This window comes from Maribacter luteocoastalis (assembly GCF_048890225.1).
GTDB classification, from domain to species: Bacteria; Bacteroidota; Bacteroidia; order Flavobacteriales; family Flavobacteriaceae; genus Maribacter; species Maribacter luteocoastalis.
The window spans coordinates 366,282-384,946 of the sequence record NZ_JBMFZG010000001.1 but is presented as its reverse complement, the minus strand read 5'-3'; the positions used below and the strand labels follow the sequence as shown (position 1 = coordinate 384,946).

Below are 18,665 nucleotides of genomic sequence, written 5' to 3'. Positions count from 1 at the left end.
CTTTTTATCTTGTAGCAAACCTCGTTAATCGGTTTGCCATAAATGCGTTTCTTTCATTATATACTTTTTCTTTGTCTTTTGAAGACTTTCGTGGGTCTTTCACAAGAAAATATATATGTATTGGACACCTTCTACCCGGTACATTCCTTGGACCATATCCTAAAAGTATATCCAGATTCAAACAATACATTAACTCCAGAAAAATTACTTAAAGACCCTGCTTCTTATTTTTTAAAAGGTGATAAACTACCGCGTTTTTTGGAAGTGGGCACCACTTATTGGGGTAAACTCAATGTAAAAACAAAGGAACCACTGGTTGGTTGGACCTTACATTTTGAGGATAAAATGATCGGTCCGCCGGCATGGACCAAAAGTAATGGAACCGTTGATGTCTATGGGTATGTGGATAATGCACTAATATTTCATCAAAGAACCGGAGCTGAATACCCAAAAGGAGAAAAAGCGTACAAGGGACATTGGATTATGAATGCCATTTTGCTTGATTCATTACCCGCCAATAAGGTAGTTGAACTGGTTATTAAGGTCAAAGGAAACGCTATGGGATATCCAGCCTATTTCAATTTGACTGCCAGAAGTCCTGATCAACCGTATTACCATCAGTTTGATCAATTTCACAGTGGTTTCAATATATTTTTATTTGGGATAACCTTTATCATTCTGGTATATCATCTCCTACAATACATTTACTTACGTGAATCTATCTTTCTATGGTTTTGTATTTGGTTAGCTTTCTGCACCTTAACCCAAGCGATGACTGTTGGTTTTATCATTGGGGGTTTGGGTAAGTTCCGTTACATAACTTGGATGTTAATCGCCAATGGGATTTTTTATTCTTTTTGGTTTTTTGGTAGAGAATTTGTTAACTCGAGAACAAAGTTTCCAAAACTAGATAGGATAATGCTCATTTTGGCACTGTTCATATTGGTGGAAATTTTAGTAGTGACAGTCTTTGTACTAATTGAGAACCCTCAAACATATTTTACTGGTGTTGGTTTTCATTACATCATACTTAATATTTATGCCATTGCCAGCTTCATGCTTTCCATTTTTCTTTTTACAAAAAAGGATTTGTTTGCTAGGTATTTTGGAATTGGATCTATAGTTGGGAGTCTTGCCTTGATAATAGGTACCCTTTGGTCCATGGGAATCCTGACTCCTCCTTTTAGGCTCGATCCGTTTGCAACTGGAGTTTTCCTCCAAATAATTATCTATTCCTTTGGAATAGCATATCGCAGGCAGACTATTGCCAAACAAAACGAACAAGAAAAGTTGGAAGCGGAACGTTCACGGGTAGAAATACTTCGGATGAAGGACTTGGATGAAGTAAAATCAAGGTTCTTTACAAATATCAGCCATGAGTTCAGGACGCCGCTTACGTTAATTCATGCTCCTTTATCCAAAGCCAAAAGTTTGCAGAATCAAAGTGACCGAGAAGTTATAACCCTGAGTAAAAGGGATTTCGATATTGTGGAACGAAACTCCTTTCGGCTACAAACCTTGGTAGACGAGCTATTGGAGCTTTCTAAATTGGAAAGTGGAAAGACAGTACTTTCTGTTACCCAAAATGATATTGTCCCAGTTATAAAGTGGATGATATTTTCTTTTGAAAGCATGGCAGAGCGCTCTCAGATTAAATATGATATCAGTATTAATGCGGAATCTAAAATAGGGTATTTTGATTCAGATAAGTTGCAGAAAATAGTACAAAATGTATTGTCCAATGCATTAAAGTATACTTCCAAAGGCGGAAAGGTGACGGTTTCCGTTGATTTTGTTGATGAATATCTTCATTTGTCGGTATCTGATACCGGTAATGGAATATCAGAAGAAGATCTTCCCAATGTCTTTGATCGTTTTTATAGAGTGGAAGGTTCGGAAAGTAAGGGTTCGGGAATTGGATTGGCATTGACCAAGGAGTTGGTCGATTTGCATGAAGGAGAGATAAAAGTAGAAAGTACATTAGGAAAAGGGACTACATTTCACGTAAAACTTCCCATATCATTGAAAGCTCTCCCAAAATCTGTCCTTATTGTAGATAGTAAAGAACCCCTTACTTTCAGTCAAGGACGGGTAGAAACCACTAACAAGGCAATGGAAAATGGTAGTAGTCCGTCAACAACGGATTTCCCAATCGCATTGATTGTGGAAGATAATGAGGACCTAAGGACCTACATGGGAAGTATTTTACAAGGCCAATATCAAGTCTTAACGGCCAAAGATGGAGAGGAAGGTGAAAGGATTGCCATGGCAGAAATTCCAGATGTAATCATAAGCGATGTTATGATGCCCAAAAAGAACGGTTTTGAATTGTGCAATACAGTGAAGACCGATAGTAAGACCAGTCATATTCCCATCATATTATTAACGGCAAAGGCAGGACAGGACAATAAGATGGAGGGTCTTTATCAAGGTGCCGATGCTTATTTGACCAAACCATTCGCCCCAGATGAGCTATTGGTACGCATAAAAAACCTGATTGGTTTAAGGCAAAAACTTTGGGAGAAGGTAAAGGAGACAGATGGTTTGCTGGTGGATGAACTCCAATTAAATTCCATGGAGGATGAATTTCTTCGAAAAGTGTTTAAGGTCATCAATGAGAATTTGGAAGATGCCTCCTTTTCCGTGGAACTTCTTGCTAGCACTGTGGGATTCAGTCGGGCACAGTTGCATCGAAAGTTGAAGGCCTTGATCAATAAATCTCCCAACCAACTTATTTCTGAAATTCGCTTGAATACCGCCTACCAACTTCTTCAGAACAAAACGGGCAATGTTTCTGAAATTGCCTATACCGTTGGGTTTTCAAATCTCTCCTATTTTGCCAAAACTTTCAAGGAAAAATTTGGTACCTCTCCAAGTGAAGTAGCAACCCTTTAAATTTATATGACAATAAGTTACTTGTATTCAGTTCTTTAAATTAGAATGCAACAAATTTGTTAAGATATGCGACATCATTGTCAGCCACTTTTATTGCTTCTTTTGACCTTAGCGATACGGTTCCCCAAAGGACAAATAACATTTCATTTAAATCGTATCGTTATGAAGACATTAAAAAGCACAATTACAAGTTTCGGAAGTCTGTTATTACTCCTGGTAGTCACTTCCTGTTCAAAAGAGGAGGCTACAGCAGATACCGAGCTTGAAATGGTATCGGTAAAAGCAAAGAAGGAAACATTGGAATCCCAATTGAAAAAAGTTAAAAAGGCAACCATGCGCTTTCACAGCTTTGAACAGGCGAAAAAGGCAGGCTATGCCGATCCTTATCCATTTAATCCATCTATCTATGTTCCCAACATGGGCTTCCATTATATCAATGTAGGACTGATTGATGGAGAATTTGATATGGAGAAACCAGAAATTCTCCTGTACGTGCCCAATGAGCAAGGAAAATTGAAACTTGTAGGCGTGGAATATGCCGTACCTTTTGTATTGTCGCCAGATGGTCCACCGGAAGGTTTTATCGGTGACAGTGATCAATGGGATAAGAATTATAATTTACCCGGTGGAGCGTGGACCTTGCATGCGTGGGTAGTTATTGAGAATCCTGATGGGGTATTTACGGACTTGAATCCTGTTGTTCCTAAAAATGACCCTTCAGGTAAATAACCCTCAATTAAATAATAAACCAAAAAAAGAAAGAAGATGAAAAATAAAGCAATTGCGATTATGACCTTTTCGGTATTGATATTGGCCTCTTGCAACCAGCCTAAGGAAAAGAAGGTCGAAGTGGTAGAGGAAGCAAACGTTAAAACGGTGAATTTAGAAGAGCGAGGTGAGTATTTGGTAAGTATTATTGGCTGCGCAGATTGCCATACGCCCAAGAAAATGACCGAAATGGGGCCTGTACCGGATATGGACCGTTACATGATGGGATTTGACAGTTCTGGAGCTTTACCGCCAATTCCTGAAAATGTTCCTTTAGGCCCTTGGGCTTTGTTTGCAGGGGATTTAACGGCTGCGGTCGGACCTTGGGGAACCAGCTATGCAGGAAATCTTACACCGGATAAAACCGGCATTGGCAATTGGACCTTGAACCAGTTCAAAAAGGCCATTAAAGAAGGTAAGTACAAAGGTTTGGACAATTCACGTCCCATTTTGCCACCCATGCCCGTAGAGGCGTACAGGCACTTGGAAGATGATGATGTTGAAGCCATTTTTACGTATCTTAAATCCTTAAAGCCAATAGAAAACATAGTTCCGGCCTATACACCGCCCGCCTCCTAAATAGGTACTGAATTAAAATTAATGTACCTTCGGAGTATGAACCGAAGTATGTTGTCACAGCAAATAAAAACCGAAGCCAAACGCCTCGGTTTTTTGTCTTGTGGTATTTCCAAGGCAGAATTTCTTGAGGAAGAAGCGCCCAGATTAGAACATTGGCTTAATAAAAATATGCATGGTGAAATGGGGTATATGGAAAACCATTTTGACAAACGTTTAGATCCTAGGTTGCTCGTCGACGGTGCAAAATCAGTTATTTCATTACTTCTTAATTACTATCCTGAAAACGTACAAATAGAAGGTACCTATAAAGTTTCCAAATATGCTTATGGCAACGATTACCATCATGTCATAAAATCGAAATTACGGGAGCTTCAAGAATTTATTTCGGCTGAGATTGGGGAGGTCAACGGCCGTGCATTTGTAGATTCGGCACCCGTTTTGGATAAAGCTTGGGCCTCAAAAAGTGGATTGGGTTGGATTGGTAAAAACTCAAATTTACTAACCCAACAAGTAGGCTCTTTCTATTTTATTGCAGAGCTTATTGTGGATTTGGAACTGGTATATGATACTCCAGTCACCGATCACTGTGGTACGTGCACCGCCTGTATAGACGCTTGCCCAACCAACGCCATTGTAGAACCTTATGTTGTTGATGGTAGTAAATGCATTTCATATTTTACTATAGAATTAAAAAATGAAATCCCATCATCGGTTAAAGGTATGTTAGATGATTGGATATTTGGATGCGATGTCTGCCAAGATGTGTGCCCATGGAACAGATTTTCTAAACCACATCAAGAACCACTCTTTGATCCTAATCCAAAGTTACTCTCCATGTCCAAAAAAGACTGGGAAGAAATAACAGATGATGTTTTTAAAATAATATTTAAAAAATCAGCAGTAAAAAGGACAAAGCTGACAGGTCTTAAGCGCAATATTGACTTTGTCAAGAACACGAAATAGTGGCTATTTATTTAGTTTTACAGAGATGGTAACTTCCTTTTATGGGCTTAGGACTTTTATTCCCCACCCTTTTTATAAACGCAAACGTTTGAGTTTTTTCTTAGCATACTAATTGTAAAAAGTAGCCCATAATTTGTGTTAATTAATATTATATTGAACTACTATTTGTGGAAAAGCTACTTTGAGAATTTTCTTTTTCTCCTATAAAATTTTCTAATAATACAAATTATATAAAGTCCCAATGGAAAATAAGGTACAACTTATAACTTATGTTGATAGACTTGGATGTGAAAATATCCAAGGATTGAACACATTGCTTCAAAACCAACTTAAAGGTCTGTTTGGTGGTGTACACATTTTGCCTTTTTATTATCCCATTGATGGTGAGGATGCAGGCTTTGATCCCATAGATCACAAAAAAATAGATGAACGCTTGGGTAATTGGAATGACTTAAGGACCCTTAGTGATAATGTAGATGTCATGGCAGATCTGATTGTAAATCATATGTCTGCCCAATCGGTTGAATTTCAAGATTTTTTAGAAAATGGTGAAGATTCCGAGTATGCAGCACTTTTTTTAACATTTGATAAAGTCTTTCCTAATGGTGCTACAGAAAAGGAGCTAGTCAAAATTTATCGGCCTAGGCCAGGATTCCCATTTGCAAAAATGAAATTGAAAAGTGGTGAAGAACGACTTATTTGGACAACCTTTACCACTAACCAAATAGATATTGATGTACATTCTACGAAAGGGAAGGCCTATTTGGAAGGAATTTTGAATAAGTTACAAAAATCTGGTGTAAACATGATTCGTTTAGATGCTGCTGGTTATGCCATTAAGAAGGCAGGTACAAGTTGTTTTATGATTGATGAAACCTTTAATTTTATTGATCAACTCACCTTAAAGTGTAAAGAAATGGGTATTTCTGTATTGGTTGAAATCCATTCCTTTTACAAGACACAAATAGAAATTGCTAAAAAAGTAGATTTTGTATATGATTTTGCGTTACCTGTTTTGGTTCTCGATACTCTATTTAATGCAAATGCCAAGAATCTTAAAAACTGGCTCGCGGTAAGCCCTCGGAATGCAATTACGGTTTTAGATACGCATGATGGTATTGGTATCATAGATGTAGCTTCTGAAAAAGGGCAGAATGGACTTATTGATGATGAGGCCTTGGATACCATTGTTGAGCGTATGCATACCAATAGCAGGGATACTAGCAGAAAGGCAACCGGTGAAGCTGCATCTAACTTAGACTTATATCAAGTTAATTGCACCTATTTTGAAGCGCTTGGTAGAGATGAAAATGCATATTTGATAGCTAGGGCCATTCAGTTTTTTGTGCCAGGAATTCCACAGGTATACTATGTTGGACTTTTTGCTGGTGAAAATGATATGGGGCTATTGTCCAAAACAAATGTTGGCAGGGATATAAACCGACATTATTATTCTTTAGAAGAAATAGGGAACCAAATGGTAACACCCTTCTTTGATAAGTTTAAGAAATTAATGGTTTTTAGGAATACCCATGTAGCTTTTAATGGCAATTTTAATTTGTTGGAATCATCTGAAGAAATATTAAAAATAAGATGGGAAAAAGAAAGTGATTGGGCAGAATTGGTTCTAGATCTACATTCAATGGATCTTAAAATTTCCTTTTCCACAGAAAATGGATATAATAGTTTATTTTAAGATGAATATGTTATAAAACTACAACGTTATAGTTAGTGAAAATTAGAAATTCTTAACTTCTATTGCCTGCACTATTTATTTAAAATGCTATATTGTTACACAAGATTTTTTAATGGTCATATTGCGTAATTATGAAAATAGGTAAACCAAGCTTAAGTTTTTGGCAAATATTTAATATGAATGTTGGGTTTTTGGGAATCCAATACAGTTTTGGTCTTCAGCAAACTGCCATAAATCCAATTTTTCTTTATTTAGGCGCTACCGAAGAAATGTTACCTATTTTAAATATTGCAGGACCGGTTACTGGACTTGTCATTCAACCAATTATTGGGGCAATGTCAGATAAGACTTGGTCTCCAAAGTGGGGTAGACGGAAGCCTTATTTTTTAATCGGGGCGATAATAGGAAGCTTATGTTTGTTTGCGTTCCCTACTAGTCCAGCTTTATGGTTTGCGGTGGGTCTTTTATGGATATTGGATGTGGGCAACAATATGGCCATGGAGCCTTACAGGGCATTTGTTGGGGATAAACTACCTGAAAAGCAATTAAGCCTTGGGTATCAAATGCAAAGTTTGTTTGTTGGCGCAGGTATCTTATTGGCAATGGGCTCAATAGTGTTGTTCCAGTATTTGTTTGGAGCTGATTCAGTAGAAGAAGCCGGTAAAATACCTAAATGGATTTATTATTCATTCTACATTGGTGGCATGCTATCTATAAGCACTATTTTATGGTCAGTTTTAAAAACACCCGAAATACCACCTACAGATGAGGAACTGGCCGAGATTAATGAAGCTAGAACAAAGCCTTTAGGGGAACGTATAGCCAAACCTTTCTTAGAAATTTCAAAAGCAATTAAAGAGATGCCCAAGTTTATGTGGAAACTTGGCGCTGTATATCTTTTTCAGTGGTATGCTTTGTTTGTTTATTGGCAATATATAACTCCATTGTTTATGAGTACTATGGGCTATGGTATTTCTGAAGCTGCATCCCTATCTGCGCAGATGAGCTTAACATATAATATTGTTACCATGGTCGTTGCATTAGCTTTGGTTCCCTTAACATTGCGATTTGGTGGGAAAAAAGTATATGCATTAAGTTTGGTGGGAACAGGTGTTGCACTATTTGCAATCCCCTTTATTCACGACCCATGGTTCGTGTTGGCGCCTATGGTATTATTTGGTGTAGGTTGGGCTGCCATGATGGGAGTGCCTTATACTATGGTTTCAAAAGTAGTGCCCCAAGAACGAAGAGGCGTGTATATGGGAATTCTAAATATGATGATCGTTATTCCTATGGGAATTGAGACCTTGTCATTTGGACCTATATATAAATATCTATTAGGAGGCAATGCCATAAATGCAATACTTTTTGCTGGTATATTCCTTATACTCGCGGCTATTTTGGCTATGCGCCTAAACATTAAGAAAGATATAGCAGCAATTTCTTAATTATCAAAATCAATCGCTTTTAATTCTTTTTAGTGCATTATTTTAGGGTTATTGTTTACTTCTGCATAAATCAGGGATCTTTATAATGATTTCCAAAGAATAGGATTAAATTTGTTTTTCAAACCTTGTCCATATGAGCAAAGAAAAACAAAGGAGGGAAGCGCTTGTTTACCACGCAAAACCCCAACCGGGAAAAATTAAAATTGTACCAACAAAGCCTTATTCTACACAACGAGACTTGGCTTTGGCGTATTCACCTGGGGTTGCCGAGCCTTGTTTGGAAATTGAAAAAGACAAGGAAAATGCTTATAAATATACCTCTAAAGGTAATTTAGTAGCTATTATTTCTAATGGAACGGCAGTTTTGGGATTAGGTAATATTGGCCCAGAAGCATCAAAACCGGTAATGGAAGGTAAAGGCTTGTTGTTCAAGATTTTTGCAGATATTGATGGTATTGATATTGAGGTAGATACTGAAGATGTAGACAAATTTGTAGAGACTGTAAAAATGATTGCACCTACTTTTGGTGGGATAAATTTAGAGGATATAAAGGCTCCTGAAGCATTTGAGATAGAACGAAGATTAAAGGAAGAGCTAGATATTCCCGTAATGCATGATGATCAGCATGGTACCGCCATAATTTCTGCGGCGGCACTATTAAATGCATTGGAACTTACCGGAAAAAAGATTGGAGATGTAAGAATAGTGGTAAGTGGTGCAGGCGCAGCTGCTGTTTCATGCACAAGATTATACAAGGCTTTTGGAGCTAGTGACAAGAATATAATAATGTTGGATAGCAAAGGCGTTATCCGTAAAGACCGCGAAAACCTATCAAAGGAAAAGCTGGAATTTGCTTCAGATAGAAAGATAGATACCCTGGTGGAGGCTATGGAAAATGCCGATGTATTCATTGGCTTGTCCATTGCAGATATCGTTACACCAGAAATGCTTATTTCAATGGCAGATAACCCAATCGTATTTGCCATGGCGAACCCAGATCCTGAAATAGCCTATGATTTGGCCTGTAAGACCAGAAAGGATATTATAATGGCTACTGGAAGATCGGATCATCCTAACCAAGTGAACAATGTTCTTGGATTTCCGTTCATTTTTAGGGGAGCATTGGATGTTAGGGCAACCGGTATTAATGAGGCTATGAAAATGGCCGCAGTTAAGGCGTTGGCCAACCTTACCAAACAACCTGTGCCAGAACAGGTAAATATTGCCTATGGCGAAACAAGGCTCACCTTTGGTAAAGAATATATCATACCAAAACCTTTTGATCAACGTCTCATCTATGAGATTCCACCGGCAGTTGCCAAGGCAGCAATGGAAAGTGGCATTGCAAAAGCACCAATTGAGGACTGGGACAAGTATAGGGAAGAGCTCATGTTACGCTCGGGTAATGATAATAAGGTTGTTCGATTATTACATGGTAGGGCGCGATCCAATAAAAAGAAAATCGTATTTGCGGAAGCCGATCATTTAGATGTGCTCAAGGCAGCACAGATAGTACATGAAGAAGGTATTGCAGAACCAATACTTCTAGGTAGAAAAGAAATTATCTTGGAGCTTAAAAAGGAATTGGAGTTTGATGCTGACTTAAGTATTATAGACCCTATGTCCGATGAGTTTGATGAGCGCCACATAAGATACGCCACCAAATATTGGGAGAGTCGCAAGCGTAGTGGTGTTACCTTTTATAGTGCAAAAATAAAAATGCGGGAACGTAATTATTTTGGTGCCATGATGGTTTTGGAGGGCGATGCAGATGGTATGGTGTCTGGATATTCGAGAGCTTATCCAACCGTAGTTAAACCTATTTTGGAAGTGATCGGTAGGGCAACTGGTGTTAAAAGAGTGGCTACCGTGAATATAATGATTACCGATAGGGGTCCACTGTTTTTGGCAGATACCTCCATAAACATAGAGCCAAATGCGGAAGAGATAGCTGAGATTGCGCAAATGACCGCAAATGTGGCATCTACTTTTGGTTTTGACCCTGTTTTAGCCTTGTTGAGTTATGCTAATTTTGGTTCTTCTACACATCCTAATGCAAGAAAAGTACGTGAGGCAGTCCGTATTTTACATGAAACAAAGCCAGATTTACTTGTTGATGGTGAAATTCAGATGGACTTTGCCTTAAATAAGGAACTTCACGAAAGTAAGTTTCCGTTTTCAAAATTGGCAGGTAGAAAAGTGAATACGCTAATATTCCCAAATTTGGAATCTGCTAACATTACATACAAATTATTAAAGGAGCTGAATCAGTCTGATTCGATAGGGCCAATAATGATGGGCTTAAGAAAATCGGTCCATATTGTGCAATTAGGTGCTAGTGTAGACGAAATTGTAAATATGTCCGCTATTGCTGTAATAGATGCCCAAGAAAGGGAAAAACGCAAAAAAGCCAAGTCTGCTAATTAAATAAATAAACGCTGGCGGAATATCTAGTAATATAAACGTATTATACTGTCGTAATTTAGTCATATGATCCATCACTTAAAGGGAAAATTAATTGAGAAAAACCCAACCAATATTGTAGTTGAATGTGGGGGTGTTGGTTATTTTGTAAACATTTCATTGAATACTTTCTCAAAGTTACCTGAGGTTGAATTGGTTCATGTTTATACACATCTTCAGGTTAAGGAGGATTCACACACCCTATTTGGTTTTGCAGAAAAATCTGAGAGGGAAATTTTCAGGTTACTTTTATCGGTTTCAGGTATAGGTTCAAGCACCGCAAGGACCATGCTTTCATCTATGTCACCCCTGCAAATTAGAGATGCTATTGCTAATGGTGATGTCCCCACTATTCAGGCCATTAAAGGTATTGGGGCCAAGACAGCACAGCGGGTGATTTTAGATTTAAGGGACAAGGTTTTAAAAGTGTATGACCTAGATGAAGTTTCCTACACTTCAAACAATACAAATAAAGATGAAGCGTTATCTGCATTAGAGGTTCTTGGTTTTGCCAAAAAACAAGCCGAAAAGGTTGTGGATAAGGTAATTTCCCAAGACGCCTCCTTAAGCGTGGAAAATATAATAAAACTCGCGCTCAAAAATTTGTAGCAAGTTTGAAACAAGGGGCAACTAAATTTCTTAAATCCAATTTTAAGTACGTATCGTTATTTATTCTGTTTTTTGGATCTATGGGTCTTTCCATGGCACAGGAAGTAGAGGAACAGGAAGTTGATTCCGTAAAAACAGGATATGACTTAGGGCGTATTGTTTTGGAAAATCCCGATAGTATTGTTGCCAAGTATATTTATGACCCAAAATTAGATAGGTATATATATAATGAAAGTGTTGGTGATTTCAATATTGGCTATCCCATTATTCTTACTCCAGAACAATACTACGAACTCATAAGAAAAGAAGGGATTAAGGATTATTTTAAGGAAAAGTCCGATGCGTATTCCGGTAAAAAAGAAGGTAGCGAAGAGGCTAGAAAAAATTTACTTCCCAATTTTTATATAAATAACGATTTTTTTCAATCAGTTTTTGGGGGTAACACCATAGAGGTTATTCCACAAGGTTCAGTAGCAATGGACCTAGGTGTCATTTGGCAAAAAAATGACAATCCCTCACTATCACCAAGAAATAGATCCAATCTCTCTTTTGATTTTGATCAGCGTATTAGTTTAAGTATGTTGGGCAAAATTGGAGAAAGATTACAGGTGACTGCCAATTATGATACGGAGGCAACTTTCGATTTTCAAAATATTGTAAAGTTAGATTATACGCCAACGGAAGATGATATTCTTAGGAAAATAGAAGTTGGTAACGTGAATATGCCTTTGAACAGTTCTTTGATTCAAGGAGCCCAGAGTTTATTTGGTGTTAAGACACAGTTACAGTTTGGCAAAACTACGGTTACCGCAGTCTTTTCTGAACAGCGTTCACAAAACAATACAGTAGTAGCACAAGGCGGTGGTACTTTAAATGAATTTTCGATTACCGCATTGGACTATGATGAGGACAAGCACTTCTTTTTGTCCCAATATTTCCGTGATAACTATGACCAAGCATTGGCTAATTATCCATACATACAAAGTCAAATACAGATTACAAGACTTGAGGTATGGGTAACCAATAGAAGCCAGCAAACCCTTAACGTACGTAATGTAGTCGCATTACAGGATTTGGGTGAGGCTAATATTAATAAAACCAGGGTAGGGCAGAATGGTGGTTCAGGTGTTGGTTTTTTTAATAATCCGTCAGATGTAAGACCTCGCAATAATGCGAACGATTTTGACCCAACCTTAATAAATTCTGGTGGGGCATTAACCGAAAGTATAAGGGATATCGCTACTGTAGAGAATGGATTTAATCCAGCAAGTTTTAGTGCTGGCTATAGTCCTAATCAAGGTTTTGATTATGCGATTTTGGAAAATGCAAGAAAGCTGGAACAAGGCCGTGACTATGATTTCAATACGCAATTGGGTTATGTTTCATTGAACCAACGTTTAAGTAACGATGAAGTGTTGGCAGTTGCCTACCAATATACTTTTCAAGGTGAAGTTTTTCAAGTAGGGGAGTTTGCCAATGGTGGACTTGATGCTACAACAGTTTCACAAGGAGCTAATCCTATTATTGAGAATAATACACTGATCCTTAAATTATTAAAGAGTAACATTACCAACATCAGTGATCCTATTTGGGACTTGATGATGAAAAATATTTATGCCACAGGTGCTTTTAGATTGAGTCAAGATGATTTTAAGTTGAATATCCTATACTCCGATCCAACACCACGTAACTACATTACTCCAGTTGTGGAGGGTCCTGGAACTGGCTGGCCAGAAGGTCTTGAAGAGCGGATACTTCTGGACGTGTTTAATCTAGATAGGTTAAATGTGTATAATGACCTGCAACCAGGAGGGGATGGTTTTTTTGATTTTTATCCCGGAATAACTGTGGATACCCAAGGTGGCCGAATCATTTTTACAAAGGTGGAACCTTTTGGGGAATACCTTTTTGAGACTTTGGAAAATGGAAATTCAGGAGGGTATGCTAATGAATCAGGGTATAATGAGAACCAAGAACAATATGTGTTTAGGGACATGTATGAACTCACCAAAGCGGCCGCCTTACAAGACCCCGAAAAGAACAAATTTCTTCTAAAAGGTAGGTATAAGGCCGAGGGAAGCAATGGTATTCCTATTGGTGCTTTTAATGTACCTCGTGGTTCGGTTCGTGTTACAGCTGGTGGTAGACAATTGCAAGAAGGTATTGACTATACGGTTAACTATCAGGCGGGGACGGTACAAATTTTAGACCCAAGTTTGGAAGCCTCCAATACGCCAATAAATATTTCAGTAGAAAATAATGCAGTATTTGGTCAGCAAACTAGACGTTTTACAGGGGTTAATGTAGAGCATCAATTCAATAAGAACTTTGTATTGGGCGGTACATTGTTAAATCTTAACGAACGTCCATTAACACAAAAATCCAATTTTGGTGTTGAACCGGTAAATAATACCATTTTTGGCTTAAACGGTAATTTTTCTACGGAAGTACCTTGGTTGACCAGAATGGTCAACAAGCTTCCAAATATTGATACGGACGTACCATCCAATGTATCCGTTCGTGCAGAGGTGGCTTGGTTAAAGCCTAATTCGCCTAAAAATGCCGATTTTCAAGGCGAGACAACCACATATCTAGATGATTTTGAAGGGGCACAGGCACTAATAGATATTAGGGCATCTTTGGGCTGGTCATTGGCCAGTACACCTTTGGAGTTTGCTACAGGAGGTCAATTGGCCGGTAGTTCACCGGAAGATCCCGCGAACTTGGAAAATGGTTTTGGTAGGGCAAAAATGGCATGGTATACCATTGATCCAATTTTCTATACCAATCAAAGGCCATCTACTATCAGTGATAATGATATTTCTATAAATCCTACGAGAAGAGTTTTTATAGATGAGGTTTTTCCCCAAACGGACATTGCCCAAGGGCAAACCACAGTTCAAGGGACTTTGGATATGGCGTATTATCCAAATTTAAAAGGGCCATATAATAACAATTCGAATTTTGAGAACTCGCAGCCGCAACAAAAGTGGGCGGGCATTATGCGCTCTTTGAGCAGTACTAATTTTGAACAGTCCAATGTAGAGTTTGTACAGTTTTGGGTATTAGACCCTTATGTAGATGGTGAAGCCACAAGCCCAGGTGAACTCGTGTTGAATCTAGGTAATATTTCAGAGGATATTTTACGGGATGGTAAAAAACAGTACGAAAATGGTTTGCCAGGTGTTGAGAGTAATGATTTTGTTGCCCCAACTTCTTGGGGGGAAGTGCCTGCTACCCAATCTTTGGTGTATGCTTTTGATGCCAGTGAGGCGAATAGAACTTTGCAGGATTTAGGGTTTGATGGATTAAACGATGAAGCTGAGGCAGCTGTTTATGATAGTAACCCTAGTACAGACCCTGCTTTGGACAACTACCAGTATTATTTGAATAGGGAAGGTGGCATTTTAGAGCGTTATTTGGATTTTAATAACCCTGATGGTAATTCCCCTGTACAAGTAACGAACACCAACAGGGGTTCAACTACATTGCCAGATGTTGAGGATGTAGATAGGGATTTGACCATGAATACCGTTAATAGTTATTATGAGTATCGTATAGAGATAAAGCCCAACACAACCATAAATGACAAGTATGTAACGGATATAAAGGAGGGTCTTGCCAGTGGTACTAGAATTCCTAATGGAGGTGAAGTTAATTATAGATGGATTCAGTATAAAATTCCGTTGAGTGATTTTACAGATGCTGTTGGTGGTATTACAGATTTTAGGTCAATTAGTTTTATGCGTATGTATATGACTGGTTTTGCAGATCCTACGGTACTTCGCTTTGCTACACTGGATTTGGTGCGTGGTGATTGGCGTACGTATACCAAAACATTGCAAGATAAAGATGTGGATGATAATCCGGCCGACGATGGAACAACGCTTGATGTTAATACGGTTAATATTGAAGAGAATAGTGGTAGAATTCCAATTCCTTATGTGTTGCCTCCTGGGGTTGCTAGGGAACAGTTGAATAACAATAACACCATAATTCGCCAAAATGAACAATCACTTTCTTTGTTGGTAGAAGGTTTGGAGGCGCAAGATGCTAGAGGTGTTTTTAAGAACTTGAATATAGATATCCGTCAGTATAAAAAACTGAAAATGTTCATGCATGCCGAGAAAATTGTGGATAGCGACTATGCTGATAGTTCTACACCATTAGTTGGTTTCTTACGTATTGGAACCGATTTTTCCCAAAATTATTATCAAATGGAGCTTCCCTTGCAGTTTACGCCCTTCAATGCAGCATCGGAGAGTGAAATATGGCCTGAGGATAATGAGATGGAAATTGCCCTTAGCGATCTAAACAAGGTGAAGTCTTTATGGATCCAAGGCGATGATTTAAGTGAGGTGCGATTTTTTGAAGTTGAAAATGGGGAAGTATTCCCGGTAAGCGAGTTTGATATTAGAACCCCTGGAAGGATACGTATAGGAATAAAAGGAAATCCGTCCTTAGGAAGTATAAGAAGTGTGATGGTGGGTATTAAAAACCAAGATAACTTACCTGCAAGGGGAGAGGTTTGGTTCAATGAACTTCGTCTGGCAGGTTTGGACAATAATGGTGGTTGGGCAGCGGTTGCTGCGCTTGATGCCAATGTTGCTGATTTTGCCAATGTTACGGCTACGGGTAGTACTAGTACTTCCGGATTTGGGTCTATAGATCAAATGCCCAACGAGAGGGCTAGGGAAGATGCAGTTTCTTATGATGTGGTGACCAATGTAAACGTAGGTCAATTATTGCCTAAACAATGGGGAATACAATTGCCTTTTAACTACGGAATTTCCGAACAGGTAATAACACCTGAATTTGACCCTGTTTATGACGATTTAAAGTTAGATGATTTAATTGATGCTGCTCCAGATCAACAGGCAGCAGATGAAATACAGGAACAAGCAGAAGATTATACCAAGAGGACGAGTATTAACTTAATAGGGGTTAGAAAGGATAGGGGTGAAGAAGCAGATGCCAATTTCTATGATATTGAGAATTTTACTTTTAACTACTCTTATAATGAAACAGAGCATCGCGATTTTGAAATTGCAAACCTAAGGGATCAGACTGTAAACACCGGCTTTGTATATAACCATAGTTTTAAACCAGTTGAAGTAGCTCCATTTGTAAAAAAGGATTCCCTATTTACCGGTAAATATTGGCAATGGTTAAAAGAATTAAATATAAACTTATTGCCAGCCAGTGTTTCTGTAAATTCTAATATTAATAGGCAGTTTAATTCTCAACGATTTAGGGATGTTCGTGAAGAAGGTGTTGATCGTTTGGAACTTCCAGAATTGCAACAACGTAATTATCTGTTTAACTGGCAATATGCTGTAAATTATAATTTGACGAAATCGTTGCGTTTAAATTTAACGGCATCCAACAATAATATTGTTCGCAATTATTTTAATGAAGACGAACCTATAAACTCAGCTGATAGAATTAATAAAGCACTTGATCTTTGGGACGGTTTCTTTGATATTGGCGAGCCCAATAGGCATTCCCAACAATTGCATTTGAACTATGAAATTCCGTTTGCAAAAATTCCAGCATTGGATTTTATTAATGCGCAATATAGCTATACCAGTAATTTTGATTGGCAACGCGGGGGTGATGCCTTGGCTGAGGTTGCCCAAATTTCATTGAATGATCCCAATGCGCAAATTAATACCATACAGAATGCAAATACGCATGCGCTAACAGCTTCATTAACTATGCAAAAATTCTATGATTTAATAGGATTGAAAAAACGGGAAACATCAAGTAAGGCCAGTACTGCTCCTGTTCGAAGGGATAAGGCCGGTGTTGCCGCTGGTGGCGAGGAGAAAGTAAAACAAAAGACAAGTGGTCTGTTTAATACTTTTGTAGATGTGGTTACCATGGTAAAACGACTTAATTTGAATTACAATGAAAATAACGGGACCGTACTTCCTGGCTATACACAATCGGTAGGGTTTATTGGAACCGCAAGACCTTCTGTAGGATTCATTTTTGGTAGCCAAGCCGATGTTCGTTTTGAGGCGGCTAAAAATGGATGGTTGACCCCATTTACAGATTTTAATGAGCAGTTCGTTAAAAGAACTAACAAACAACTAAATATTACGGCAACCGCGCAACCTACAAAAGACATTACCATAGATTTGGTGGCAGACAGGCAATATTCTAGCAGTATTCAGGAAAATTATAATTTAGAGGCATTGTTGGATAATAGAAATGGACTCCAAAACGAATTTGGAAACTTTAGTATTTCTACCATGATGATTGGTACTGCTTTTGGTAAAAGTGACGAATTTGATTCAGAAACTTTTGCCCAGTTCAAGCAAAATAGAATTACAGTGGCTAATAGGTTGGAGTCAGATAGGGGTAACCAGTCTGCCGGGGCAGTAGATGATGAGGGTTTCCCACTACAGTATGGGAAAACGCAACCTGAAGTTCTATTGCCAGCCTTCTTTGCCGCATATACGGGTCAAGATGTAAATCGTGTGAATTTAGATGCCTTTAGGGAGATTCCCATTCCTAATTGGAATATTAAGTATACGGGTCTCATGAAAAATAAATGGTTTAAAAAGAAATTTAAACGTTTCTCATTAAGTCATGGGTATAGGGCTTCGTACAGCATTAATTCTTTTCAGACCAATTTGGAAAAGGAAAATGGTCAATTTGATGAAGATGGAAATATACTGCCAGATTTAATTTTAAACAATGTGGTTTTGACCGATCAGTTTAATCCTTTGATGCGTGTGGATTTTGAAATGGAAAATTCTATTAGTGTTTTGGCAGAAGTTAGGACGGATAGGACTTTATCCCTTAGTTTTGATAATAATTTAATGACCGAAATAAGCGGTAAGGAATATACGGTTGGTCTAGGTTATCGTATTAAGGACGTGAAATTTGTGACCAATATTGGTGGAAATAAGACCCGTTTGAAAGGTGATTTGAATTTAAAGGCTGATGTGAGTTTACGTGATAATATTACCATTATCAGAAATTTAGACATTGATAACAATCAAATAACTTCGGGTCAAAACCTTATGTCCATAAAATTCACCGCAGATTATGCGTTAAGCAAACAGTTGAATTGTTTGTTTTTTTATGACCATTCTTTTTCCCAATTTGCTGTTTCTACCGCATTTCCCCAGACTACGGTCAATGCCGGATTTACATTGCGCTACAACTTCGGGAATTAACCATTTCAAAGTTCCTGGTGTTTAGTTCTATTTATTTTTTGAATTCCTTTCAA

At 38.1% G+C, this 18,665-nt stretch carries 9 protein-coding genes; all 9 read left to right on the top strand.

The window, feature by feature from the left end:
• The first annotated feature begins 78 nt into the window (after nt 1–78).
• The gene (locus ACOCEA_RS01655) at nt 79–2,895 is read left to right on the top strand and encodes a hybrid sensor histidine kinase/response regulator transcription factor (protein WP_420754454.1); all 2,817 of its coding nucleotides are present in this window, start codon (nt 79–81) and stop codon (nt 2,893–2,895) included.
• A 162-nt stretch (nt 2,896–3,057) separates the two neighbouring features.
• The gene (locus tag ACOCEA_RS01650) at nt 3,058–3,624 is read left to right on the top strand and encodes a hypothetical protein (protein ID WP_420754453.1); all 567 of its coding nucleotides are present in this window, start codon (nt 3,058–3,060) and stop codon (nt 3,622–3,624) included.
• 36 nt (nt 3,625–3,660) lie between these two features.
• Nucleotides 3,661–4,242, top strand: coding sequence for a diheme cytochrome c-553 (locus ACOCEA_RS01645; protein WP_420754452.1), 582 nt, complete (start codon nt 3,661–3,663; stop codon nt 4,240–4,242).
• 36 nt (nt 4,243–4,278) lie between these two features.
• On the top strand, nt 4,279–5,205 hold the full coding sequence (gene queG, locus ACOCEA_RS01640; RefSeq protein WP_420754451.1) for a tRNA epoxyqueuosine(34) reductase QueG: 927 nt from the start codon (nt 4,279–4,281) through the stop codon (nt 5,203–5,205).
• Nucleotides 5,206–5,446: 241 nt separating this feature from the next.
• On the top strand, nt 5,447–6,901 hold the full coding sequence (gene gtfA / locus ACOCEA_RS01635) for a sucrose phosphorylase (RefSeq protein WP_420754450.1): 1,455 nt from the start codon (nt 5,447–5,449) through the stop codon (nt 6,899–6,901).
• A gap of 131 nt (nt 6,902–7,032) precedes the next feature.
• Nucleotides 7,033–8,349: an MFS transporter gene (locus ACOCEA_RS01630; protein WP_420754449.1), complete on the top strand. Its 1,317-nt coding sequence runs from the start codon at nt 7,033–7,035 to the stop codon at nt 8,347–8,349.
• A gap of 133 nt (nt 8,350–8,482) precedes the next feature.
• Complete coding sequence (locus ACOCEA_RS01625) at nt 8,483–10,777, top strand: NADP-dependent malic enzyme (RefSeq protein ID WP_420754448.1); 2,295 nt, start codon at nt 8,483–8,485, stop codon at nt 10,775–10,777.
• A 63-nt stretch (nt 10,778–10,840) separates the two neighbouring features.
• Entirely contained in the window at nt 10,841–11,422 is a 582-nt protein-coding gene (gene ruvA / locus ACOCEA_RS01620; protein WP_420754447.1) for a Holliday junction branch migration protein RuvA, read from the top strand.
• Nucleotides 11,423–11,427: 5 nt separating this feature from the next.
• Complete coding sequence (sov, locus tag ACOCEA_RS01615) at nt 11,428–18,612, top strand: T9SS outer membrane translocon Sov/SprA (RefSeq protein WP_420754446.1); 7,185 nt, start codon at nt 11,428–11,430, stop codon at nt 18,610–18,612.
• The last annotated feature ends 53 nt before the right edge of the window (nt 18,613–18,665 follow it).

Excerpts from the sequence above, each read along its gene's own strand:
- ACOCEA_RS01650 (WP_420754453.1), top strand. The coding sequence starts at position 3,058 with ATGAAGACATTAAAAAGCACAATTACAAGTTTCGGAAGTCTGTTATTA.
- ACOCEA_RS01645 (WP_420754452.1), top strand. The coding sequence starts at position 3,661 with ATGAAAAATAAAGCAATTGCGATTATGACCTTTTCGGTATTGATATTG.
- queG (WP_420754451.1), top strand. The coding sequence starts at position 4,279 with ATGAACCGAAGTATGTTGTCACAGCAAATAAAAACCGAAGCCAAACGC.
- gtfA (WP_420754450.1), top strand. The coding sequence starts at position 5,447 with ATGGAAAATAAGGTACAACTTATAACTTATGTTGATAGACTTGGATGT.
- ACOCEA_RS01630 (WP_420754449.1), top strand. The coding sequence starts at position 7,033 with ATGAAAATAGGTAAACCAAGCTTAAGTTTTTGGCAAATATTTAATATG.
- ACOCEA_RS01625 (WP_420754448.1), top strand. The coding sequence starts at position 8,483 with ATGAGCAAAGAAAAACAAAGGAGGGAAGCGCTTGTTTACCACGCAAAA.
- ruvA (WP_420754447.1), top strand. The coding sequence starts at position 10,841 with ATGATCCATCACTTAAAGGGAAAATTAATTGAGAAAAACCCAACCAAT.